Below are 22,015 nucleotides of genomic sequence, written 5' to 3' on the forward strand. Positions count from 1 at the left end.
AGCCTCCTGTCAGTGATTTTCTTTGGCGTGATTGATGGAGTACCGCGGGATCTCGACCACCAGATCCTCGTCGGCAGGCACCATTGCCTGACATGATAACCGCGATGTCGGTTCGAGACCCCACGCTTTGTCGAGCAGATCGTCCTCGTCTTCTTCGGACGGTTCGAGCGCGTTGAAGCCCTCGCGAATGATGACGTGGCACGTCGTGCACGCGCACGATTTCTCGCAGGCGTGCTCGATCTCGATGCCGTGTTCCAGCAGGTTGTCGCAGATGCTCTTGCCGAGGTCGGCGTCGATTACCGCGCCGTCCGGGCAGAGTTCCACGTGAGGCAGCACAACGATTTGAGGCATGGGACTGATTTTCCGTAAATGCTTGTTTGTTCGCTTGTCTGTTCGATAGCGGCGCGACGATCAGACGTCGTCGAGCTTGCGGCCCGCGAGCGCGCGGCGAATGCTCTTGTTCATGCGGCGCGCGGCGAATTCGTCGGTGGCGGTGGCGAGCGCCTTGGTCGCGTCTTCGATGCTCTCGACCGAATCGCCGTTTGCAAGCGCCGCCAGTGCGGCCACGAGCGTCTGGATTTCAACGCGCTCGTCATCGTCGAGCAGTTCGGCGTCGGCTTCGAGAGCGGCATGCGTCGCTTCGATCAGGCGCTCCGCTTCCACCTGCGCCTCGCGCAACGCGCGCGCGCGCATGTCGACATCCGCGGTCCTGAAACTTTCTTCGAGCATCCGGGCGACCTCGTCGTCGGCGAGGCCGTACGACGGCTTCACCACCACCGACGCTTCCACGCCCGAGGTCTGCTCGCGCGCGAACACGGACAACAGACCGTCCGCATCGACCTGATAGGTCACACGAATGCGCGCGGCGCCCGCGGCCATCGGCGGAATGCCGCGCAGCTCGAAACGTGCGAGCGAGCGGCAGTCGGAGACGAGTTCGCGCTCGCCCTGGACGACGTGAATCGCCATCGCCGTCTGGCCGTCCTTGAAGGTCGTGAAATCCTGCGCGCGCGCGGTCGGGATGGTCGAATTGCGCGGGACGATCTTCTCGGTCAGGCCGCCCATGGTTTCGACGCCGAGCGACAGCGGAATCACGTCGAGCAGCAGCCAGTCGTCGCCTTCGCCGCGGCGGTTGCCGGCGAGCAGATCGGCCTGAATTGCGGCGCCGAGCGCGACGACCTGGTCCGGATCGAGATTGATGAGCGGCGGCTGGCCGAAGAACGCCTCGACCGCGCGGCGAATCACCGGCATGCGCGTCGCGCCGCCGACCAGCACGACGCCCTTGATATCGCCGGCTGTCACCTTCGCGTCGCGCAGCGCCTTTTTCGTCGGCGCGAGCGTGCGCGCGACGAGCGCTTCCGTCAGCGCGGCAAATTGCGCTTCGATCACGGCGACGTCGATTTCGCGGCCGGTCGAAAGTGTCGCCTGCACGCGCGTCTCGGGCGCGTCCGTCAGCGCTTCCTTCGCCGAGCGCACGCGATCGAGCAACAGGCGCACGTCTTCCGGCGTGTCGAGCGCGACGCCCGCCTGCGCCAGCACATGGCGATACAGCACGTGGTCGAAGTCGTCGCCGCCGAGCGCGGAATCGCCGCCCGCTGCGAGCACTTCGAACACGCCCTTCGTCAGTTTGAGAATCGACAGGTCGAAGGTGCCGCCGCCGAGGTCATAGACCGCGTACAGACCTTCCGAGCCGTTGTCCAGACCGTAGGCGATCGCCGCCGCGGTCGGCTCGTTCAGCAGTCGCAGCACGTTGAGGCCCGCGAGCTTCGCCGCGTCCTTGGTCGCCTGGCGCTGGGCTTCGTCGAAATAGGCGGGCACCGTGATCACCGCGCCGACGAGATCCTCGCCGAGCGTGTCTTCCGCGCGATAACGCAGCGTCGCGAGAATTTCCGCCGATACTTCGACCGGGCTCTTCACGCCATCGACAGTACGGATCTGCACCATGCCGGGCGCGTCGATGAAATCGTACGGCGCATTCTCCGCGCCCTCGACTTCGCTCTTGCCGCGGCCCATGAAGCGCTTGACCGAGACGATCGTGTTGCGCGGGTCGGTGACGGCTTCTTCCTTCGCGGTGCGGCCGATGCGCCGCCCGCCCTTCTCCAGATAGCGCACGACCGACGGCAGCAGCACGTGGCCGTCTTCGTCGGGCAGCGCTTCGGGCACGCTGCTGCGCACGGCCGCGACGAGCGAGTTCGTCGTGCCGAGATCGATGCCGACCGCCACGCGCCGTTGATGCGGCGCCGGCGCCATGCCGGGTTCTGAGATTTGCAGTAAAGCCATCTTTGGTCTTATGGGGTTGGGTCGGCTGTCTCGTCTTACGCGTGTTCGAGCCGTTCTATTTGCGCGCCGATTTCATGCGCCACGCGTTCGATGAACATCAACTGGCGCACTGCCTCGCTCGCGGCCTGATCCGACCGGCTGTCGACGAGCGCCTCGAGTTTCGTGAAGCGCACGCGCTCTTCCTCGCGCAGTTCGTCGAGCAATGCTTCGAGCGCGCCGATATTCTTCGCGCCCGCTGCATCCTCGATATTTTCGCGCCATTCCATCTGCTGCATCAGGAACGCCGGCTCCATCGCGGTGTTGTTCTCCGCGCCGACATCGATGCCGCGCAGCGACAGCATGTAGCGCGCGCGCTTCAACGGATCGCGCAGCGTCTGGTACGCCTCGTTCGCGTGCGTCGCCCACTGCATCGCGATGCGCTTCTGGGCGTCGCCGGCGGCGGCGAAGCGGTCGGGATGCACTTGCGCCTGCACGGTGCGATAGGCGTCGTCGAGCTTCTGCTGGTCGACGGCGAAGGTCTGCGGCAGATCGAAGAGATCGAAGTGACTGTCGGTGAGCGAGGCCATGCTAGGTCTATGGATTCAGTGTGCGCTAATGAAAAAGGCGGCACGCGCCGCCTCTTTTGCCGATGCCGCCGGCGTCCTCCGCGTCAGATGCGGAACGATTCGCCGCAGCCGCACTCGTCCTTCGCGTTCGGATTGTTGAACTTGAAGCCTTCGTTCAGGCCTTCGCGGGCGAAATCCAGCTCGGTGCCGTCGAGATACGGCAGACTCTTCGGATCGATGATGATCTTCACGCCCGCCGTCTCGAACACGGTGTCTTCCGGCGCGAGTTCATCGACATATTCGAGCTTGTACGCCAGACCCGAACAGCCCGTCGTGCGTACGCCCAGCCGCAGGCCGACGCCCTTGCCGCGCCGCGTCAGATACTTCTGCACGTGTTGTGCCGCTTTATCCGTCAACGTGATTGCCATAGTCTTCGCTTCTCTCTTCGAGGCGCCACGCACACGCGTCGCGCCCGCTTTCGTCACTCAAGCCGCGTGCTGTTTCGCTTCCGACGCCTGTGCTTCCGGCGCTGCAACGCCATGACGCTGCTTGTAGTCGGCGACCGCCGCCTTGATCGCGTCTTCCGCGAGGATCGAGCAGTGGATCTTCACCGGCGGCAGCGCCAGTTCCTCGGCGATCTGCGTGTTCTTGATGGTGAGCGCCTGATCCAGCGTCTTGCCCTTCACCCACTCGGTGACGAGCGAGCTCGATGCGATCGCGGAACCGCAGCCGTAGGTCTTGAACTTCGCGTCCTCGATCACGCCATCCGCGCCCACGCGGATCTGCAGTTTCATCACGTCGCCGCAAGCCGGCGCGCCGACCATGCCGGTGCCGATGGTGTCGTCGTCCTTCGCGAAGGAGCCAACGTTACGCGGGTTTTCGTAGTGGTCCAGAACCTTGTCGCTATAAGCCATGATTCAAACTCTCCTTTATTCGGTAACGCGTGTCGCTCAGTGCGCGGCCCACTGGATGGACGAGATGTCGATGCCGTCCTTGTGCATTTCCCAGAGCGGCGACAGATCGCGCAGCTTCGCGATCTTGGTCTTCAGCAGGTTGATCACGTAGTCGACGTCCTGCTCGGTGGTGAAACGGCCGACCGTGAAGCGGATCGAGCTGTGCGCGAGTTCGTCGTTACGGCCGAGCGCGCGCAGCACATACGAAGGCTCCAGCGACGCCGACGTGCACGCCGAACCCGACGAGACCGCGACATCCTTCACCGCCATGATCAGCGATTCGCCTTCGACGAAATTGAAGCTGATGTTGAGGTTGTGCGGCACACGCTGTTCCATGTCGCCGTTCACGTACACCTCTTCCATGTCCTGCAGTCCCTTCAGCAGACGGTCGCGCAACATGCGGATGCGCTCGTTCTCCGTCGCCATTTCTTCACGCGCGATGCGAAACGCCTCGCCCATGCCGACGATCTGATGCGTCGCGAGCGTGCCCGAACGCATGCCGCGCTCGTGACCGCCGCCATGCATCTGCGCTTCGATGCGAACGCGCGGCTTGCGGCGCACGTACAGCGCGCCGATGCCCTTCGGGCCATAGGTCTTGTGCGCCGAGAACGACATCAGGTCGACCTTCAGCTTTTGCAGGTCGATCTGGATCTTGCCGGTGGCCTGCGCCGCATCGACGTGGAAAATGATGCCCTTTTCACGCGTGATCTCACCGATTGCCTCGATGTCCTGGATCACGCCGATTTCGTTGTTCACGCTCATGACCGACACGAGGATCGTGTCCGGGCGGATCGCCGCCTTGAGCTTGTCTAGATCGATGAGACCGTCGTCCTTCACGTCGAGATACGTGACTTCGTAGCCTTCGCGCTCCAGCTCACGGGTGGTGTCGAGCACGGCTTTGTGCTCGGTCTTCACCGTGATGAGGTGCTTGCCCTTGCTTTTATAGAAGTGCGCGGCGCCCTTGATGGCCAGATTGTCCGATTCCGTTGCACCCGACGTCCAGATGATCTCGCGCGGATCGCAATTGACGAGCGCCGCGACGTTCTCGCGCGCTTCCTCGACCGCACGCTCCGCATCCCAGCCGTATTGATGGCTGCGCGAGGCCGGATTGCCGAACTGCTCGCGAAGATACGGGATCATCTTGTCCACCACGCGCGGATCGACGGGCGTCGTCGCGCTGTAGTCCATGTAAATGGGCAGGTGGGGAATATCGTTGTTCATCAGTCGCTCCGGGAAAATCGGTCAAAGCTCTTGGCTGGGACGCTCTTTCTATGCGCGCGGCTCGTGCCGGCGCGGCGTTCGTGTCATCCGGCCAGGTTGAAAATGGAATTCGGACCCTTCGGCACGACGCGCGCGGCCTCGACGGCCGATTCGGCGCGGCGGTCGCGCAGGACCGTCGCCGAGCCTTCGCGTGCGCGCTGCTGGTCGACCAGATCCTTCAACGAGACGGAATCGAGATACTCGACCATCTTCTGGTTGAGCGTCGCCCAGAGCTCGTGGGTCATGCAGTGGCCATCGTGCTGCTTGGTGCCTTCGCAGGTGCCCTTGCCGCCGCATTGCGTGGCGTCGATCGGCTCGTCGACCGCGATGATGATGTCCGCCACCGTGACGTTTTCCGCGCGGCGCGCGAGGTTATACCCGCCGCCCGGTCCGCGGACCGATTCGACGATCTCATGCCGCCGCAGCTTGCCGAAGAGCTGTTCGAGATAGGAAAGCGAGATGCGCTGGCGCTGACTGATGCCTGCCAGCGTCACCGGGCCCTGCTCCTGGCGCAACGCCAGGTCGATCATCGCCGTGACGGCGAAACGGCCTTTCGTGGTGAGTCTCATAATTGGGGGCTACCGCTAATACTCGATGATTTTCGTCAAGTATAAATATCCCACAGTTTTAGTCAAGTATCCCGGGCGAGATAAGTAGCTTTTTAATTGAGTTTTTTTGCCTTCGCACGGCTGGCGCGCGAAGGCCTGCCGTCAGGCCGTCAATTGGGCGCGCAAGGCTTTCAGCAGGCCCTCGCACGCGTCCTCGCACTGATCGAGCACTTTTTCAAAGCCTTCTGCGCCGCCGAAATAGGGGTCGACCACAACGCGGCTGTCGTCGCGCGTGGCGAATTCCATCAGCAGACGAATCTTGTCGCGATGCTCGGGCGGACAGACTGCCGTCAACGCGGCTGCGTTGGCGTCGTCCATGACGATGAACAGATCGAAGCGCGTGAAATCGGCGGCGGCGACCTGACGCCCGCGCAGCGTCGACAGATCGTAGCCGCGATTCTTCGCCGCCTTCTGGGCGCGCTCGTCGGGCGGCTCGCCGATATGCCAGTCGCCCGTGCCCGCCGAATCGATCACGATCCGGTCGGCCAGATTCGCGCGCTCGACGAGCTCGCGCATCACCGCTTCCGCGCTGGGCGAGCGGCAGATGTTGCCGAGACAGACGAAGCAGACCGCGATCGAGTTCATCTAAAGCCGGGAGGAGTCGTAAAGCCCGGCGGCGTCAGCGAAGACAGCCGCCGGAATGCGTCCCGGATTATACAAAAGGGCACACTTTCCCGCCCGATCGGCTCACTCGCCGCGATGGATGTCGTGAGTGGCAAAGCGCGATTCGCCGTTGGGCATGTCGAGCCAGTCGCGATGCGCGAGCGTACGGCGGATATCGGTGAGACCGCTTTCCCAGTGCTCGCGCATCGTCGAGAAACCGAACTGGTAATCCTTGTAGTGGCCTTCGTATTCCTTGTGGCGGTAGATCAGGTGAATGATGTTGTAGCGCTTCGAACACGCGAGTTCGGCAGCGAGACGGCACCATTCGTCGCTCTTGCGAGTCTCTTCGGGCACGAGGTCGAGCACGTGCTGCAACACATTCCGGTAGCGCTGCGAGCGCTGCATCTGATCCGTGACGAGACGCGTGCGGCTCGAATACTGCACGTCCTTCATGCGCCCCATCACGTCGACGATGCTGTCCGGCACCGGCCCGCGCGCGCTCCACAAATCGACCTGAAAGGCGAGCGTGTCGCGGCGCGGCGTCGCCTGCGCGATCTCGTAGAGCGGCGTGTTCGACATGAGGCCGCCGTCCCAATAAAACTGACCGTCGATCTCGACCGCGGCGAAGCCCGGCGGCAGCGCGCCCGAAGCGATGAAGTGCTCCGCGCGCAGTTTGATCTGCGCGGTGTCGAAATAGGCGAAATTGCCGGTCGCGACGTTCACCGCGCCGACCGACACGCGCGTCTCGCCGGAATTGATGCGGTCGAAGTCGCAGAGACGTTCGAGCGTGGCCTTGAGCGGCGTCGTGTCGTAGTAGCTCGCGGTTTGCGGCGAACTCGATGCAATCGGCGACGGAGTCGGAAAGCGTGGAACGAAAAAGCCCTTTTGCCCTTCGACGAGCGCACCGAACGCCTGCATCGCGGTGAAAGCCTTGCGGATCTCATCGGCGGATTCGAACAGCGCGCGCTCGACGAAAGCCGGCAACGGGAACCCGAATGCGGGCTGGCAGATCGTCTCCCAGAACTCCACGAGACGCGTCACGCGATGCTCCGGCGCGTTGCCCGCGATGATCGCCGTGTTGAGCGCGCCGATCGAGATGCCGGCGATCCAGTTCGGGTGAATGCCCGCTTCGTGCAGCCCCTGATAGACGCCTGCCTGATAAGCGCCGAGCGCGCCGCCGCCCTGCAGCATCAGCGCGATCGTTTCGTAAGGCGGCAATGGGATGCCAGATTGCGTGCGCGCCTCGTTCTGGTTCCGCGCGCTTCCCCGTCGTACTGCTTGTTCGTTTTCGATTTCCGACATCCCGCGTGTTCTCCCTTATTGCATGAACCAGCCGTGACTCACGACGAACGATTGCCCCGTCAGCGCCGCCGTTTCGAACGCGGAAAGGAACAGCACGGTCTGCGCGACATCGTCGACGGTCGTGAACACGCCATCCACCGTGCCGCCGAGCATCACGCGCCTGACGACTTCCTCTTCGCTGATCTTCAGTTCCTTTGCTTGTTCGGGAATCTGCTTGTCGACGAGCGGCGTGCGTACGAAACCCGGGCAAACGACGTGCGAGCGCACGTTGTGCGCGGCGCCTTCCTTAGCGAGCACGCGCGCGAGGCCGAGCAAGCCGTGCTTCGCGGTCACGTACGCCGACTTGAGCGGCGAGGCCTCGTGCGAATGCACGGAACCCATGTAGATCACGACGCCGCCGCGATCGTCCTTGTACATGTGCTTCAACGCGGCTTTGGTGGTGAGGAACGCGCCATCGACGTGGATCGCCATCATCTTCTTCCAGTCGGCATACGCGTAGTTTTCGATCGGGTTGACGATCTGGATGCCCGCGTTCGACACGAGGATATCCACCGCGCCGAGTTCCGACGCGACGCGATCGATGCCCTGATTGACGGCGTCTTCGTTGGTCACGTCCATCGCGATGCCGATCGCCTTGCCGCCCTTGCCGCGAATTTCCTCGGCGACGGCGTCCGCGGCCGCCTGATTCAGATCGGCGATGGCGACCGCCGCGCCCGCGCCGGCGAGCGTAAATGCGATCGCGCGGCCGATGCCGCTCGCCGCGCCCGTCACGACCGCAGTCTTGCCGTCGAGCTTACCGTTTGATGACATGCGACACTCCTGTTCAGTGGAAGACATCGGGTGTATGACACCATTCATCGGCGCGGCCATCCAGCTGGCCGTTCGGTATAGGACACTTCTCGCCACGCATCGGAATGCTTACGCCTTTCGGCCAGCTGTTCGCGCATGCCCGGCAACGGTTATTGTGCATGAAGGACGTGGCGCGCTGCAGCGAAGCTGGCGTCACGAATAGTGCGACGGACGGCGTGGGCTAGAATGGGCGCCCTTTCGCCGCCGCTTTTCCATCCCGTTTTCTCACGCCCCGTGCGGGCCTCTCGTCATGCTCAGTTATCGTCACGCCTTTCATGCGGGCAATCACGCCGATCTGCTGAAACACGCGATCGTCATCCAGATGCTTCGCTATCTCGGCCTGAAGGACAAATCGTATTGGTATATCGATACGCACGCCGGCGCCGGCGTCTACTCGCTCACTGAAGGCTTCGCGACGAAGAACGCGGAGTTTCAGACCGGCATCGGCAAGCTTTGGGATCGCGGCGATCTGCCGCCGCTCCTCGCGGACTACGTCGATGAAGTGAAGGCGTTGAATCCCGAGGGCGACCTGCGCTTTTATCCCGGCTCGCCGTACCTCGCCTGGCGCGCCATGCGCGAGCAGGATCGCATGCGGCTTTTCGAGCTGCACAGCACGGAAATCGATGTGCTGCGCCACAATTTCCGCGATGCCGGCCGGCGCGCGATGATCTACGAAGGCGACGGCTTCGACGGCATCAAGGCGCTCCTGCCGCCGCCGTCGCGCCGGGCGCTCGTGCTGATCGATCCATCGTATGAGGACAAGCGCGACTATGCGCGCACGCTCACGTGTCTCGAGGAAAGCCTCAAGCGTTTCGCGACGGGAACCTACGCAGTCTGGTACCCGATCGTCACGCGCATGGAGTCGCAGCGCTTCGCCGACCAGTTGAAAGCGATTCAGCCGAACGGCTGGCTGCACGCGGCCCTGACGGTGAGAAAACCGCCGACGGATGGCTTCGGCCTGTACGGTAGCGGGATGTTCGTGTTCAATCCGCCGTACACGCTGGCGAAGGGACTGAAGACGTCACTGCCCTTTCTCGTCGACGCGCTCGGCGAAGACGGCGATGCGTCCTTCAAGCTGGAACATCGCGCGGACTGAGTCCGGCCGACGCTCAGGGGTAAGGCGCGCGCGGGTTCCTCGGCCGCACTCCGTGACCCGGCTGCACCGGAACGCTGCTCTGTCCGCTCGAATACTCGACGTACGGCGACACCACGATCGGCTGGTCCGGCTGCTGCGGGAGGCCGGGCAAGGTTGCCATCGGCACCATGCCGGGGCCGCCGAGCGGACCGCTCTGAAGCACCGTTCCGCCGCTCGCGCCGCTGTGGATGCCGGTCTGCGTATCGAGCACGAGGGGCTCGCCGCCTGGCTTGGCGAATGCCACGTGCGATGCGGACAGAGTCAGCGCAAGCGTGATCGCAAAGCGCATGCGGCGGCGGATAGTCGTCGTGTGATAGATGTGGCCTCGCATCGCTCGCTCTTTTATGTAGACGAAACTGCTTTACCTTACCCCGGTGGCAAGCTTTAGGCTAGGCGTTCCGATCTGGAAGCATGTTGGCAACCGCCCTTTCACAGGAGATTCGATGAAATCAACAAGAATCGCGCTGGCGATCTTCACCGCCCTCTGCAGTGCAACCGCAATCGCGCAGACCGCCGCGCCCGCGAGTGACGCGATGCCCGGCATGAACATGGAGCAGCACGCGCCCAAGGCCACGGACGTCTCGTCCACCGCCGCGTTCCAGGCCGCCGATCAGAAAATGATGTCGGGCATGTCGAGCATCGAATACACGGGCGACGCTGACCGGGACTTCGTCGCGCACATGATTCCGCATCACCAGGGCGCGGTTGAAATGGCGAAGGTCGAATTGAAGTACGGCAAGGACGCGAAGCTGCGCAAACTGGCGAAGGATGTCATCGCCGCGCAGGAAAAAGAGATCGCGTTCATGAAGCAATGGCTGGAACAGCATCCGCCCAAGCATTGACGGCGGACGTACGGCCCGGCGACGCGCATGCCGCGCCCCAAAGAAAAAGCCCCGCAATGCGGGGCTTTTTCAACTTTCACGTGCGCGCTTTTTTGCGCCAAGAACGAAACGCTTATGCGTTGTAACCGTTCGTTTCGAGCGAGCGAATGCGCTGTTCGAGCTGGACGATGTCCGTCGATTGCGCAAGGTACGCTTCGCGGCGACGCTGCTCGGCAGCTTCAAACCAAATGCTCAGTTTTTCGATCAGGAATGCAAACATGATGTTCTCCAAGGTCTCTAGACGATCCCTGGTAGTTCGGGTCAGGGATTACCCGCATCAGGGAATACCCGGATTATAGAGGAAAACCCTGACGGAGTGCTAGTGAAATGCTTGAATACTGTGCATACGGATTCGGAATGGTGCGGGCAAAATCCTTGCTTAAACTGCTGTTTTTTCAGACGATTAGTTGATTTGTCCGCATGTTCGCTCACGAGTGAGCACCGCAATGGTGCATTTACTGCGCAAGCTTGTCCAGGATCGGGCAATCCGGTCGGGCGTCGCCGTGACAGTGATTCGCAAGATGCGACAGCGTGTCGCGCATCTCCGTCAGTTCGGCAATTCGCCGGTCCAACTCCGCGACGTGTTCCAGCGCGATCGACTTCACTTCGGCGCTTGCACGCGACCGGTCTTGCCATAAGGCCAGGAGTTTTCGAATATCCTCGACGAGAAAGCCCAGCCGGCGCGCCTGCCGCACGAAACGCAGCGCGTGGACCTCCTGGTGGCCGTACACGCGATATCCCGACGATGTCCGCCCGACCGGATTGAGCAATCCGACGCTTTCGTAATAGCGGATCATCTTTGCCGTCACGCCCGACGCGCGGGCCGCTTCGCCGATATTCATGCCTGTTCCCCAAAAATGTCGCTTCGACTCTACACCTTCCTATGATGGCAAGGTATACGATGTCGTCGATCAACGCTTTTTCAAGGGGAAACCGCAATGACCGAATTCGAAGTTCAAGGCATGAGTTGCCAGCACTGCGTCGCGGCCGTGACGCGCTCGATCCAGGAAATCGATCCGCAGGCGCAGGTTCGCGTGGATCTGGAGCGAGGCCGGGTCGCCGTTGAATCGGCGCAATCGAATGATGCGTTGAAGGAAGCCATCGACGAGGCTGGCTACACGGTCGTCGGCGTCGCTTCCGCATGAGCGCGAGCGCGAGCGCGAGCGCGAGCGCGAGCGGGCGTTTTACCGTCGCGCTCATCGGCGCGTCGGGACTTCTTGGCCGTGCCGTCGCCGCCGAGCTGGCGAGCGCGCCCGGCGCTAGAGACTGGCGCATCGTGTGCACGGCTCGTAGCCGCGCCGACGCGCAGAACGTGAAACTCGATCTGCTCGACCATGACGCGGTGCGCGCCTTCCTTCGCGAACGCGCGCCCGATGCGATCGTCGTCGCGGCGGCGGAGCGGCGTCCGGACGTCTGTGAAAACGATCCGGCGCTCGCTCGCGCGTTGAACGTGGAGGCCTTGAGCGTGATTGCGAGCGAGGCGCGCTCGCTCGGCGCATGGGTGCTGTCGATATCGACCGACTACGTGTTCGACGGCACCACTCCTCCCTATCTCCCCGACGATACTCCCGCGCCGCTCAATGCCTACGGCCAGAGCAAACTGGACGGTGAACGCGCGTTGCTCGCGGGCGATCCGGCGTCCTGTGTGCTGCGCCTGCCGCTGCTTTACGGTCCGTTCACCGAGTGGAACGAATCGGCGGTGACGAGCCTCACGCCCGCGACGGTCAAGTCCGCCGATCCGGCGAACGCGCCCGCCTTGATGGACGCCTGGGCGACGCGCTATCCGACTTTCACGCCGGATGTCGCCGTGGTGATTCGCGGCATGCTCGAACATCACGCGGGAGGCGAAACGATCTCGGGCATCACGCAATGGTCTGGCGACGAACCGATGACGAAGTTCGATATCGCCCGACGCATCGCGCGCGTGCTGAACGTGGACGCGCAGCTCGTCGCGCAACGCACGCCGACCGACGCGACGCCGCGTCCGCGCGACTGCCATCTCGATTCCGGCCGGCTGGAAGCACTCGGCATCGGCCGGCGCACATCGTTCGATGTCGCCATCGCCGGACTGCTCGCACGATATCCGGACGTTTCGTCTCAGTGAAAATCGCGGCTCGGTGTGGCAAGGCGGCCGAGCAGCGCGCTATGGTCTTCGAGCCGCTGCGCCACCAGATGCCGCACCTCGCCCTCCATCTGCCAGACGCCATGCACACCGAGCAGCGACGCCCCTAGCAGCACCTTGCGCTGCTTCTCGACGAGTCCGGGCCAGACGATCACGTTGATCGCGCCGGTTTCGTCTTCTATCGAGACGAAAATCGTCCCGTTCGCCGTGCCTGGCCGCTGCCGCACGGTCACGATGCCGCACGCCCGCACGAAGCGTCCGTTTCTGATGTCTGCCAGTTCGGCGGCTGTCTTGAAACGCATGCGCGCAAGCTTGCTGCGCAAGAGAGCGAGCGGATGACGATTGAGCGTGAGCCCGAGACTCGCGTAGTCGTCGACGATTTCGCGGCCTTCCGATGCCTCCGGCAGCAGGAGCGGCGCCTCGCTCATCGGCGCGTCGCGCAGCAATTCCGGCGCGCGCTGCTGCGCGGTGACCGCCCACCATGCCTGACGCCGATGCCCCGCGATGCTCGCGAGCGCATTTCCCGCCGCAAGCGCTTCGAGCTCGCGGCGCGACAAGTCCGCACGACGCGTGAGATCGTCGACATCGGTGAATGGCGCCTGCGCGCGCGCGGCCATGATGCGCTCGGCCGCCGTCTGCGGGAGACCCTTGATCAGTTGCAGACCGATCCGTACGCCCGGACCTTTCGCGCCGTATTGCCGTCCATCCAGTTCGACGCGCTTTCTGAGCTTGCGCGCCCCGCGCCGCACCGTCTTCCGAAACACGCGATCCGACTCGGCCGCGCCGTAGAACTGCTGACGCCGCCGTTCCTTGCCTGCATCGAACACGATGCGCTCGCCGTTGCCGGAGCGCGCTTCCAGCACCGATTCCCAGTCGCTCAGCGAAACATCGGGCGCGAACACCGGCACGCCGTGGCGCTTTGCGTCCTGCACGAGTTGCGAGGGCGAATAGAAACCGAGCGGCTGGCTGTTCAGCAGACCGGCGAGGAACGCCGCGGGCTCGTAGCGCTTGATCCACGCGCTGATATAGACGAGCAGCGCGAAGCTCGCCGAGTGACTCTCCGGAAAGCCGTATTCGCCGAAACCCTCGATCTGCTTGCACACGCGCGCCGCGAAATCATGCTCGTAACCGCGCGCGAGCATCTTTTTCATGAGATCGGCCTGATATTTCTCCAGATGACTGCCGCGACGCCACGCTGCCATCGCGCGGCGCAACTGGTCGGCCTGCTCCGCCGTGTAGCCGGCCGCGACCATCGCGAGCTTCATCACCTGCTCCTGAAAGATCGGCACGCCGAGCGTGCGGCCGAGCACCGGCCGCAGTTCCTCTTTCGGATATTCCTCCTCTTCCAGCCCTTGCTTGCGGCGCAGATACGGATGCACCATGCCGCCCTGAATCGGGCCGGGCCGCACGATCGCCACTTCGATCACGAGGTCGTAATACTTCTGGGGCCGCAAGCGCGGCAGCATGCTCTGCTGTGCACGCGATTCGATCTGAAACACGCCGATGGTGTCCGCGCGGCAGCACATCTCATAGACGGCCTTGTCCTCGCGGCGAATATGCGCGAGACCGAAGCCCGGCACGCCGCGCCGCAGCGCGACGAATTCGAGCGCGCGCCGGATTGCCGACAGCATGCCGAGCGCGAGCACGTCCACTTTCAGGAGCTTCAGCTGATCGATGTCGTCCTTGTCCCACTGGATCACGCAGCGGTCTTTCATCGCGGCGTTTTCGATCGGCACGAGCCGCGACAACCGCTCCCGCGCGATCACGAATCCGCCGACATGTTGCGACAGATGTCGCGGAAAGCCGCGCAACTCGCGCGTCAAGCGGATGAGATGCTTCGTGACATGCGAATCGTCGCTGAAGCCCGCTTCCCTGAGATAGCCCGCGACCGCCGACGGCCCGTCCCACCACTGCTGCGACTTGCCGATGCGCTCGATCAGCGACGCATCGAGCCCGAGCGCCTTGCCGACATCCTTCAGCGCGCTGCGCGTGTGATACGTGATGAGCGACGCCGCCAGCGACGCGCGATGCCGTCCGTATTTCCGATAGATGTACTGGATCACTTCCTCGCGCCGCTGATGCTCGAAATCGACATCGATATCGGGTGGCTCGTTGCGCGCTTGCGAAATGAAGCGCTCGATCAGCAAGTCCATCCGGACCGGATCGAGCTCGGTGATGAAGAGGCAATAGCAGATGATCGAATTCGCCGCCGAGCCGCGCCCCTGGCACAGAATCCCTTTGCTGCGCGCAAACGCGACGATGTCATAGACCGTCAGGAAGTACTTCTCGTATTCCAGCCTGGCGACGAGCACCAGCTCCTTTTCGATAAGACCGATCGTCTCGGCGTCCATGCCGTTCGGCCAGCGTTGCAACGCACCGGCAATCACCTGCTTGCGCAGATAGCTCGCGGGCGTCTCGCCGGGCGGCACGAGTTCTTCGGGATATTCGTACCTGAGTTCGTCGAGCGTGAACGTGCAGCGTGCGGCCACCTTCAGCGTTTCCCTGATCGTCTCTTTGGGATACAGCGCGCCGATACGCAGCCGCGTGCGCAGATGCCGCTCCGCATTCGCTTCGAGCGCATAACCGCATTCGGCGAGCGGCCGGTTCAGGCGAATCGCGGTCAAGGTGTCCTGCAACGGCTTGCGCGAACGCGCATGCATCAGCGCGCCGCTCGCCGCGACGAGCGGCAATCCACTCGCTTCGGCCATCACGCGGCACGAAGCGAGACGTTCGTCGTCGCTGCCGTCCTGCCAGAGCTCCAGCGCGAGCCACGCGCGGCCCGCGGCGAAACTGGCCAGCCAGTGCGCGCGATCGAGCGTGTCGGCGAGCGTCGCCAAGCGCTGCGGCACGAGAATCAGGAGGCAATCGGGCAAGTGCTTCAGATGGGCGATATCGCCGCGCAGGTCTGCCGCATCGGATGAGGCGGCGGGATCGGTGAAGTCTTCCGGGCCTAGCTTGTAACTGCCTTTGGGCGCACGCGAGCGCGCAAGCGAAATCAGCTCCGACAGATTGCCGTAGCCTGCACGATTCGTCGCGAGCGCGATCAGTGTGCAGAATGCTTTGCCGTCGTCATCGGTGAGATGCAGTTCGCTGCCGATGATCAGCTTCAGTGCCTGCGTCTTCGGCGGCGGTTCACCGGCAAGCCGCGCGGCTTCGGCAGCGGCCTGCGCTTTCGCTTCGATATCCTTGATTGCGGCATGTGCACGCACGACGCCCGCGAGCGAGCATTCGTCCGTGATCGCGAGCGCGGTATAGCCATGTTCGAGCGCGGCCGCCGCCAGTTCCTGCGGATGCGACGCGCCGCGCAGGAACGAAAAGTTGCTCAGGCAATGCAGTTCGGCATAACCGGGCAACAACGCCGACGAGCCTAGCGATGCCGCCTTGTCGTTGTTTTCGTCGCCTTCGCCCAGGCTGATGATGTCGCTCAAATCATCCATGGCGGCATCATCCGAAAAAACCGTGCAGGAACCAGTACCCGCTCAGACGTTCGCGATAGAGCCAGAACATGCGACCGCGATCGTCGGCGGCGACGTAGTAATCGCGCTGGACGCCGTTGCCGTCCCACCATCCTGCCTCGATGCGCTCGGTCCGGCTGATGAGCTTCAGCGGACGTTGATAGAACGGCCGCTCATTGCGCAGCATCAGCTTTTGGGGCGTTTCGAGTATCCACGAAGGCCGCGGCTGCGAAGGAACGGCCAGATCGGGAAGCGCGAGCGGCACGTCGGATTCGGTTGGCGCTTCGGCTTCTGTCTCTGCTTCCGTCTCGATCGGCGCGCTCGTTTTTGCTGTTTGAGCCTCCAGCGACTTCTTTCCTCGCTTCGACTTTGCTTCGTGCCCGGGCTTACAGGCTTCGACCGTCATCGCCGCTTCGGGCCGGTGATCGTCCCGCGCGACCAGTTGCACGACATTCTCGGCGCCGAGCCGCGCGCTCAGACGTTCGAGCAGTTGCGCCATCGATTCACTGTCGGAACCTGGCATCGGAAACAGGGTGTCGGGCGGCGGCGCGTGTTCGCTGATCTTGTCGGCCAGAAGCTTCATTTCGATCACGGGCGCTGCGAGCGTCGTCTGATTCAGCTTCTCGCGCAACAGCCAGAGGATGTGATCGGCTTCGCGCGTCGGTACGGCCCACGCCACCTTGAACGTCGACGTTTTCGGCGCATGACGGGCGGCCAGTTCGTGCTCGAGCAACAGCGAGAATTCGCTGACGGCCGCATGATGCGCGCTCAGCCAGCCTGCGAGTTGCAGCACGAGACGGCGGGCGGCGAACAACAACGCGTCGGCGTTTTCCACGCGCGCCTGCAGTTCGAGCCGCGCTTCGAACGACGCCGGCGCGCAAAACGCCTCGCGCGGGTCGGGCGCCTGTCCGTATGCCTGCGCGAGCCATTGCAGGACGCCTTGCCCGAACCGTCGCGCGACACCCTTGCGCGGCAGACGGCGCAAATCGGCAAGCGTCGCACAGCCGATCTGTTCGAACGCGTTGCCGTGCGAATGCGCCGACGGCACGAGCGTTACGGGCAGCTCATCGAGCACGCGTATGAGCGTCGTCTCTTTCACGATACGCACGCGACGCGCCACACGACGCGTGCGCGCGTGCGCCAGCAACCATGCGCCCCACGCAGTCGGCGCGCAACCCATGCGCGAGGTGAAGCCGCATCCTTTCACCGTCGACGTCACCCTGGACAGCAACGCGCGCAATCCGCCGAAGAGCCGCATGCTCGCGCCGACTTCGAGCAGCACCGTGTTCGCATGGGTCAGCACGACTTTGGGCGTGAACGCGAGCAACGCCAGCGCAACGGCTTCGAGTGCGCGCTGCTCTTCGCGAATATCGACGGCGAGCAACGTCAGCTGGGGCGCCAGCGCGAACGCATGCGAGCGCGTACAGCCAGGCCGCACGCCGAGCCTAAACGCGACGAGATCGGGCATCAGGATGCGCGCGTGATCGGCGAGCGCGAAGCAGGGCTGATCGATTTCGTCGACGCGGCTGTCATTCGGCGTCGATGCTGCTCCAGGCGAGATCGAACTCGCCGATGCCGAGGGCATCGATGGCGGCCTGACTGCTTCGAGCGATAAAAGCGGCAATGTCACCGCTATCCACAACATGTTTGACCTCTCGTGCTTTCCTTGCCTGATGCGCGCGACGAATATGTTCGGGCAGCGCAGGCATCTGCAACGGCACGCTCAACCGCAACGGCTTGCCCAGCAACGGACCGCGCCGCTTGATGATGTCGATCTCGAGCATGACGGCCTGCATCCATTCGCGACGGTTCATCGTCTGCGCGTTGGCGGGAAGTATCGGCTTGCAGACCATGCGCAGCGGCGCGGCAGATGATTGCTTCGCCGCTTTGAGCGGGCGGAACAGGAACGCCAGCGACTGCGCTTCCTGAGCCGCCACTTGCAGCCTTCGCAGCGCTTCTGAACGCACTTGCGGTAGCCAGATCAGCACAGCGCCGATGCCTTCCTGCTTCAGCGACTGTTCCGCCGCCCAGAGCACCTGATCCTCCGGCGCCTTGACCCAGACGAGTTTGTTCACCGAGATGTTCATCGCCCGAAGCGCCGCCAGATTGGGCTTCCACGGGGGCGCGACGAATATGACGGAGCGGCCTTTGCTTGCTGTCAGCTCTCGAAGCGTGTGCGCGAGCAGCCTGATTTCACCGACGCCGCTCTCCTCGATCAGCAATTCGGTGACTGAGCCAGGCATCCATCCGGCGCCGGGCAAGGCGAGGTCGAGCGTCCGAAAACCGCTCGAGACGATGTTCGAGTCGGGATCGTTGATCGGACTGCCCTGCCAGACCTGACGCTGCAGATGCGATGTCAGCCCGATATCGAGCAATGAAAGTGCTGCACCCATGAGTTTCCCCGTCCAGCGCGAATACAAGGGCCTGCTCATGGTTCGAGCGCTCGGCGACCTCTGGTTTTACTGTATATTTATACAGTATTTTGCTGTGGGAAGGTAAACAACCGGTGGGCCGGCGCACGCTGTCAGGCCACGAAGGGAGAGGAGAAGGATGTGGGGCAGAAACGCAAAAACCCCACCTTTGCGGGGTGGGGTTTTTGTTTGCGGCATGAGGAGCCTGACGATTACCTACTTTCACACGGGAACCCGCACTATCATCGGCGTGGAGTCGTTTCACGGTCCTGTTCGGGATGGGAAGGGGTGGGACCGACTCGCTATGGTCATCAGGCATGACTTGTTGTTGAGCGCCTGTGGGCGCACAACCAATCTGGGAAGAAGCGGTAAAGAATTCGGGTGGCGATTGTCGCACACGCTGTGACTCGCCAGTGCGGGCTCCTGAGGAGGCACAAACACACTGGTTATAGGATCAAGCCTTACGGGCAATTAGTATCAGTTAGCTCAATGCATTACTGCACTTACACACCTGACCTATCAACGTCCTGGTCTGGAACGACCCTTCAAGGGGCTCGAAGCCCCGGGGATATCTCATCTTAAGGCGAGTTTCCCGCTTAGATGCTTTCAGCGGTTATCTCTTCCGAACATAGCTACCCGGCGATGCCACTGGCGTGACAACCGGTACACCAGAGGTTCGTCCACTCCGGTCCTCTCGTACTAGGAGCAGCCCCCTTCAAATATCCAACGCCCACGGCAGATAGGGACCAAACTGTCTCACGACGTTTTAAACCCAGCTCACGTACCTCTTTAAATGGCGAACAGCCATACCCTTGGGACCGGCTACAGCCCCAGGATGAGATGAGCCGACATCGAGGTGCCAAACACCGCCGTCGATATGAACTCTTGGGCGGTATCAGCCTGTTATCCCCAGAGTACCTTTTATCCGTTGAGCGATGGCCCTTCCATACAGAACCACCGGATCACTATGACCTGCTTTCGCACCTGCTCGACTTGTCGGTCTCGCAGTTAAGCACGCTTATGCCATTGCACTATCAGCACGATTTCCGACCGTACCTAGCGTACCTTCGTACTCCTCCGTTACACTTTGGGAGGAGACCGCCCCAGTCAAACTGCCTACCATGCACTGTCCCCGATCCAGATCATGGACCAAGGTTAGAACCTCAAACAAACCAGGGTGGTATTTCAAGGACGGCTCCACGCAAACTAGCGTTCACGCTTCATAGCCTCCCACCTATCCTACACAGATCGGTTCAAAGTCCAATGCAAAGCTACAGTAAAGGTTCATGGGGTCTTTCCGTCTAGCCGCGGGGAGATTGCATCATCACAAACACTTCAACTTCGCTGAGTCTCGGGAGGAGACAGTGTGGCCATCGTTACGCCATTCGTGCAGGTCGGAACTTACCCGACAAGGAATTTCGCTACCTTAGGACCGTTATAGTTACGGCCGCCGTTTACCGGGACTTCAATCAAGAGCTTGCACCCCATCATTTAATCTTCCGGCACCGGGCAGGCGTCACACCCTATACGTCCACTTTCGTGTTTGCAGAGTGCTGTGTTTTTATTAAACAGTCGCAGCCACCAGTTTATTGCAACCCTTTCACCCTCCTGGCGCAGGCCAGTCAAGCTACAAGGGCGTACCTTATCCCGAAGTTACGGTACCAATTTGCCGAGTTCCTTCTCCCGAGTTCTCTCAAGCGCCTTAGAATACTCATCTCGCCCACCTGTGTCGGTTTGCGGTACGGTCACTATTAGACTGAAGCTTAGAGGCTTTTCTTGGAACCACTTCCAATTGCTTCGCTTCCTAAGAAGCTCGCGCCACACCCTTGAATTACGCGCCCGGATTTGCCTAAGCGCCTTCTCCAATGCAGCGACCGGGACGTCCAACACCCGGACAACCTTCCGCGATCCGTCCCCCCATCGCATCTAACAATGGTGCAGGAATATTGACCTGCTTCCCATCAGCTACGCATTTCTGCCTCGCCTTAGGGGCCGACTCACCCTACGCCGATGAACGTTGCGTAGGAAACCTTGGGCTTACGGCGAGGGGGCTTTTCACCCCCTTTATCGCTACTCATGTCAGCATTCGCACTTCCGATACCTCCAGCACGCTTTTCAACGCACCTTCGCAGGCTTACGGAACGCTCTCCTACCACACACGTATCTTTCAACGTGTATCCGCAGCTTCGGTGACTGGCTTGAGCCCCGTTACATCTTCCGCGCAGGACGACTCGATCAGTGAGCTATTACGCTTTCTTTAAAGGGTGGCTGCTTCTAAGCCAACCTCCTGACTGTTTTAGCCTTCCCACTTCGTTTCCCACTTAGCCAATCTTTGGGACCTTAGCTGGCGGTCTGGGTTGTTTCCCTCTTGACACCGGACGTTAGCACCCGATGTCTGTCTCCCGTGATTGCACTCTTCGGTATTCGGAGTTTGCTATGGCGTAGTAATCCGCAATGGACCCCACAACCATGACAGTGCTCTACCCCCGAAGGTGATACACGAGGCACTACCTAAATAGTTTTCGGAGAGAACCAGCTATTTCCAAGTTTGTTTAGCCTTTCACCCCTATCCACAGCTCATCCCCTAACTTTTCAACGTTAGTGGGTTCGGTCCTCCAGTACGTGTTACCGCACCTTCAACCTGGCCATGGATAGATCACTTGGTTTCGGGTCTACGCCCAGCAACTGATCGCCCTATTCGGACTCGCTTTCGCTACGCCTGCCTTAATCAGTTAAGCTCGCTACTGAACGTAAGTCGCTGACCCATTATACAAAAGGTACGCCGTCACCCGTTTCCAGGCTCCGACTGTTTGTATGCATGCGGTTTCAGGATCTATTTCACTCCCCTCCCGGGGTTCTTTTCGCCTTTCCCTCACGGTACTGGTTCACTATCGGTCGATCACGAGTATTTAGCCTTGGAGGATGGTCCCCCCATCTTCAGACAGGATTTCACGTGTCCCGCCCTACTTGTCGTACACCTAGTTCTTTCAACCTATTTTCGCCTACAGGGCTATCACCTGCTAGGGCCGCACTTTCCAGAGCGTTCGGCTAATAAGTCAAATAAAGAGTACAGGCTGATCCCATTTCGCTCGCCACTACTCTGGGAATCTCGGTTGATTTCTTTTCCTGCGGTTACTTAGATGTTTCAGTTCACCGCGTTCGCTTCACTAAGCCTATGTATTCAGCTTAGGATGACCCATACGGGCCGGGTTTCCCCATTCGGACATCTACGGATCAAAGCTCGTTTGCCAGCTCCCCGTAGCTTTTCGCAGGCTACCGCGTCCTTCATCGCCTGTGATCGCCAAGGCATCCACCACATGCACTTGTTCGCTTGACCCTATAACGAGTGTGTCTGCTTGCGCTTGTCACGTCCCGTCATAGGCTGAGTATTCGCGTTGTGCCGTATTCCAAAGCGATCTCTCGATCACCTTTTCATACTTGATACAATCACTACCCTTAAATCTCTACTCACACCCATCTCTAAGTGCTTTCGCGATTCTCTTTACTACTTCTTCCAGATTGTTAAAGAACGTTTAGCCGACAAGCGTGTTGCACTGCTTGCAGCATCAACTGGCTATAGTCGCCAATGCCAAGTGCTTGCAGCAAACACTTGG

At 61.7% G+C, this 22,015-nt stretch carries 20 protein-coding genes and 2 rRNA genes; 4 read left to right on the top strand and 18 right to left on the bottom strand.

What is annotated here, in order from left to right:
- Nucleotides 1-9 precede the first annotated feature (9 nt).
- The 10 genes from fdx to BTHE68_RS07810 all read right to left on the bottom strand — a co-directional run bounded on the left by fdx (nucleotide 10) and on the right by BTHE68_RS07810 (nucleotide 8,358).
- A complete protein-coding gene (gene fdx, locus BTHE68_RS07765) occupies nucleotides 10-351 on the bottom strand; it encodes an ISC system 2Fe-2S type ferredoxin (RefSeq protein ID WP_061179332.1) in 342 nt (113 codons plus the stop codon).
- Nucleotides 352-411: 60 nt separating this feature from the next.
- Complete coding sequence (gene hscA, locus BTHE68_RS07770) at nucleotides 412-2,277, bottom strand: Fe-S protein assembly chaperone HscA (protein ID WP_162065834.1); 1,866 nt, start codon at nucleotides 2,275-2,277, stop codon at nucleotides 412-414.
- A gap of 35 nt (nucleotides 2,278-2,312) precedes the next feature.
- Nucleotides 2,313-2,843, bottom strand: a complete 531-nt coding sequence (gene hscB, locus BTHE68_RS07775; RefSeq protein ID WP_162065835.1) for a Fe-S protein assembly co-chaperone HscB — start codon at nucleotides 2,841-2,843, stop codon at nucleotides 2,313-2,315.
- Nucleotides 2,844-2,926: 83 nt separating this feature from the next.
- Complete coding sequence (gene iscA, locus BTHE68_RS07780) at nucleotides 2,927-3,250, bottom strand: iron-sulfur cluster assembly protein IscA (protein WP_061179369.1); 324 nt, start codon at nucleotides 3,248-3,250, stop codon at nucleotides 2,927-2,929.
- Nucleotides 3,251-3,307: 57 nt separating this feature from the next.
- Nucleotides 3,308-3,736, bottom strand: a complete 429-nt coding sequence (gene iscU, locus BTHE68_RS07785; protein WP_162065836.1) for a Fe-S cluster assembly scaffold IscU — start codon at nucleotides 3,734-3,736, stop codon at nucleotides 3,308-3,310.
- 36 nt (nucleotides 3,737-3,772) lie between these two features.
- Entirely contained in the window at nucleotides 3,773-4,996 is a 1,224-nt protein-coding gene (locus BTHE68_RS07790) for an IscS subfamily cysteine desulfurase (protein WP_162065837.1), read from the bottom strand.
- 83 nt (nucleotides 4,997-5,079) lie between these two features.
- A complete protein-coding gene (gene iscR / locus BTHE68_RS07795; RefSeq protein WP_061179327.1) occupies nucleotides 5,080-5,604 on the bottom strand; it encodes a Fe-S cluster assembly transcriptional regulator IscR in 525 nt (174 codons plus the stop codon).
- Nucleotides 5,605-5,745: 141 nt separating this feature from the next.
- On the bottom strand, nucleotides 5,746-6,228 hold the full coding sequence (locus BTHE68_RS07800; RefSeq protein WP_162065838.1) for a low molecular weight protein-tyrosine-phosphatase: 483 nt from the start codon (nucleotides 6,226-6,228) through the stop codon (nucleotides 5,746-5,748).
- A 102-nt stretch (nucleotides 6,229-6,330) separates the two neighbouring features.
- Nucleotides 6,331-7,548 (bottom strand): patatin-like phospholipase family protein, encoded by a 1,218-nt coding sequence (locus BTHE68_RS07805; RefSeq protein ID WP_162065839.1) that lies wholly within the window; start codon nucleotides 7,546-7,548, stop codon nucleotides 6,331-6,333.
- A 15-nt stretch (nucleotides 7,549-7,563) separates the two neighbouring features.
- Entirely contained in the window at nucleotides 7,564-8,358 is a 795-nt protein-coding gene (locus BTHE68_RS07810; RefSeq protein ID WP_162065840.1) for a 3-hydroxybutyrate dehydrogenase, read from the bottom strand.
- A gap of 289 nt (nucleotides 8,359-8,647) precedes the next feature.
- On the opposite strand from BTHE68_RS07810, the gene BTHE68_RS07815 reads away from it, so the two are divergent.
- Entirely contained in the window at nucleotides 8,648-9,493 is an 846-nt protein-coding gene (locus BTHE68_RS07815) for a 23S rRNA (adenine(2030)-N(6))-methyltransferase RlmJ (protein WP_162065841.1), read from the top strand.
- Between the two features lie 13 nt (nucleotides 9,494-9,506).
- On the opposite strand, the gene BTHE68_RS07820 is transcribed toward BTHE68_RS07815, so the two are convergent.
- Nucleotides 9,507-9,863, bottom strand: a complete 357-nt coding sequence (locus BTHE68_RS07820) for a hypothetical protein (protein ID WP_232077863.1) — start codon at nucleotides 9,861-9,863, stop codon at nucleotides 9,507-9,509.
- Between the two features lie 112 nt (nucleotides 9,864-9,975).
- On the opposite strand from BTHE68_RS07820, the gene copM reads away from it, so the two are divergent.
- The gene (gene copM / locus BTHE68_RS07825) at nucleotides 9,976-10,374 is read left to right on the top strand and encodes a CopM family metallochaperone (RefSeq protein ID WP_162065842.1); all 399 of its coding nucleotides are present in this window, start codon (nucleotides 9,976-9,978) and stop codon (nucleotides 10,372-10,374) included.
- Between the two features lie 112 nt (nucleotides 10,375-10,486).
- Here the strand turns inward: copM and BTHE68_RS07830 are convergent, their stop codons facing one another.
- Nucleotides 10,487-10,633 carry a DUF3563 family protein gene (locus tag BTHE68_RS07830; protein WP_008349196.1) on the bottom strand — a complete coding sequence of 49 codons (147 nt, stop codon included), beginning with the start codon at nucleotides 10,631-10,633 and terminating at the stop codon, nucleotides 10,487-10,489.
- A 235-nt stretch (nucleotides 10,634-10,868) separates the two neighbouring features.
- A complete protein-coding gene (cueR, locus tag BTHE68_RS07835) occupies nucleotides 10,869-11,255 on the bottom strand; it encodes a Cu(I)-responsive transcriptional regulator (protein WP_162065843.1) in 387 nt (128 codons plus the stop codon).
- A 96-nt stretch (nucleotides 11,256-11,351) separates the two neighbouring features.
- Between cueR and BTHE68_RS07840 the strand changes: the two genes are divergently transcribed.
- Nucleotides 11,352-11,558: a heavy-metal-associated domain-containing protein gene (locus tag BTHE68_RS07840; protein WP_162065844.1), complete on the top strand. Its 207-nt coding sequence runs from the start codon at nucleotides 11,352-11,354 to the stop codon at nucleotides 11,556-11,558.
- Nucleotides 11,555-12,517: a dTDP-4-dehydrorhamnose reductase family protein gene (locus BTHE68_RS07845; protein ID WP_162065845.1), complete on the top strand. Its 963-nt coding sequence runs from the start codon at nucleotides 11,555-11,557 to the stop codon at nucleotides 12,515-12,517. Before BTHE68_RS07840 ends, BTHE68_RS07845 begins: the two co-directional genes overlap by 4 nt.
- Here BTHE68_RS07845 and BTHE68_RS07850 read toward each other — a convergent pair.
- From BTHE68_RS07850 to BTHE68_RS07870, 5 genes are all read right to left on the bottom strand, one after another.
- On the bottom strand, nucleotides 12,511-15,972 hold the full coding sequence (locus BTHE68_RS07850; RefSeq protein WP_232077864.1) for an error-prone DNA polymerase: 3,462 nt from the start codon (nucleotides 15,970-15,972) through the stop codon (nucleotides 12,511-12,513). The genes BTHE68_RS07845 and BTHE68_RS07850 overlap by 7 nt on opposite strands.
- Nucleotides 15,973-15,979: 7 nt before the next feature.
- Complete coding sequence (locus tag BTHE68_RS07855; protein WP_174257998.1) at nucleotides 15,980-17,635, bottom strand: Y-family DNA polymerase; 1,656 nt, start codon at nucleotides 17,633-17,635, stop codon at nucleotides 15,980-15,982.
- Entirely contained in the window at nucleotides 17,520-18,383 is an 864-nt protein-coding gene (imuA, locus tag BTHE68_RS07860; RefSeq protein WP_162066828.1) for a translesion DNA synthesis-associated protein ImuA, read from the bottom strand. The genes BTHE68_RS07855 and imuA overlap by 116 nt, the downstream gene beginning before the upstream one ends.
- A 221-nt stretch (nucleotides 18,384-18,604) precedes the next feature.
- Nucleotides 18,605-18,717: ribosomal RNA gene (rrf, locus tag BTHE68_RS07865) — 5S ribosomal RNA — on the bottom strand.
- 134 nt (nucleotides 18,718-18,851) lie between these two features.
- Nucleotides 18,852-21,738, bottom strand: a 23S ribosomal RNA gene (locus BTHE68_RS07870).
- Nucleotides 21,739-22,015: the final 277 nt, after the last annotated feature.

The sequence above is a fragment of the Burkholderia sp. THE68 genome (assembly GCF_009938265.1).
Lineage (GTDB): Bacteria > Pseudomonadota > Gammaproteobacteria > Burkholderiales > Burkholderiaceae > Caballeronia.

What these genes read in the sequence shown, in the direction of transcription:
- hscA (WP_162065834.1), bottom strand. Translation starts at nt 2,277, where the DNA reads ATGGCTTTACTGCAAATCTCAGAACCCGGCATGGCGCCGGCGCCGCAT.
- iscR (WP_061179327.1), bottom strand. Translation starts at nt 5,604, where the DNA reads ATGAGACTCACCACGAAAGGCCGTTTCGCCGTCACGGCGATGATCGAC.
- hscB (WP_162065835.1), bottom strand. Translation starts at nt 2,843, where the DNA reads ATGGCCTCGCTCACCGACAGTCACTTCGATCTCTTCGATCTGCCGCAG.
- BTHE68_RS07855 (WP_174257998.1), bottom strand. Translation starts at nt 17,635, where the DNA reads ATGTTGTGGATAGCGGTGACATTGCCGCTTTTATCGCTCGAAGCAGTC.
- BTHE68_RS07845 (WP_162065845.1), top strand. Translation starts at nt 11,555, where the DNA reads ATGAGCGCGAGCGCGAGCGCGAGCGCGAGCGCGAGCGGGCGTTTTACC.
- BTHE68_RS07800 (WP_162065838.1), bottom strand. Translation starts at nt 6,228, where the DNA reads ATGAACTCGATCGCGGTCTGCTTCGTCTGTCTCGGCAACATCTGCCGC.
- BTHE68_RS07830 (WP_008349196.1), bottom strand. Translation starts at nt 10,633, where the DNA reads ATGTTTGCATTCCTGATCGAAAAACTGAGCATTTGGTTTGAAGCTGCC.
- BTHE68_RS07805 (WP_162065839.1), bottom strand. Translation starts at nt 7,548, where the DNA reads ATGTCGGAAATCGAAAACGAACAAGCAGTACGACGGGGAAGCGCGCGG.
- fdx (WP_061179332.1), bottom strand. Translation starts at nt 351, where the DNA reads ATGCCTCAAATCGTTGTGCTGCCTCACGTGGAACTCTGCCCGGACGGC.
- BTHE68_RS07790 (WP_162065837.1), bottom strand. Translation starts at nt 4,996, where the DNA reads ATGAACAACGATATTCCCCACCTGCCCATTTACATGGACTACAGCGCG.
- BTHE68_RS07815 (WP_162065841.1), top strand. Translation starts at nt 8,648, where the DNA reads ATGCTCAGTTATCGTCACGCCTTTCATGCGGGCAATCACGCCGATCTG.
- BTHE68_RS07820 (WP_232077863.1), bottom strand. Translation starts at nt 9,863, where the DNA reads ATGCGAGGCCACATCTATCACACGACGACTATCCGCCGCCGCATGCGC.
- imuA (WP_162066828.1), bottom strand. Translation starts at nt 18,383, where the DNA reads ATGGGTGCAGCACTTTCATTGCTCGATATCGGGCTGACATCGCATCTG.
- iscA (WP_061179369.1), bottom strand. Translation starts at nt 3,250, where the DNA reads ATGGCAATCACGTTGACGGATAAAGCGGCACAACACGTGCAGAAGTAT.
- BTHE68_RS07810 (WP_162065840.1), bottom strand. Translation starts at nt 8,358, where the DNA reads ATGTCATCAAACGGTAAGCTCGACGGCAAGACTGCGGTCGTGACGGGC.
- cueR (WP_162065843.1), bottom strand. Translation starts at nt 11,255, where the DNA reads ATGAATATCGGCGAAGCGGCCCGCGCGTCGGGCGTGACGGCAAAGATG.
- iscU (WP_162065836.1), bottom strand. Translation starts at nt 3,736, where the DNA reads ATGGCTTATAGCGACAAGGTTCTGGACCACTACGAAAACCCGCGTAAC.
- copM (WP_162065842.1), top strand. Translation starts at nt 9,976, where the DNA reads ATGAAATCAACAAGAATCGCGCTGGCGATCTTCACCGCCCTCTGCAGT.
- BTHE68_RS07850 (WP_232077864.1), bottom strand. Translation starts at nt 15,972, where the DNA reads ATGGATGATTTGAGCGACATCATCAGCCTGGGCGAAGGCGACGAAAAC.
- BTHE68_RS07840 (WP_162065844.1), top strand. Translation starts at nt 11,352, where the DNA reads ATGACCGAATTCGAAGTTCAAGGCATGAGTTGCCAGCACTGCGTCGCG.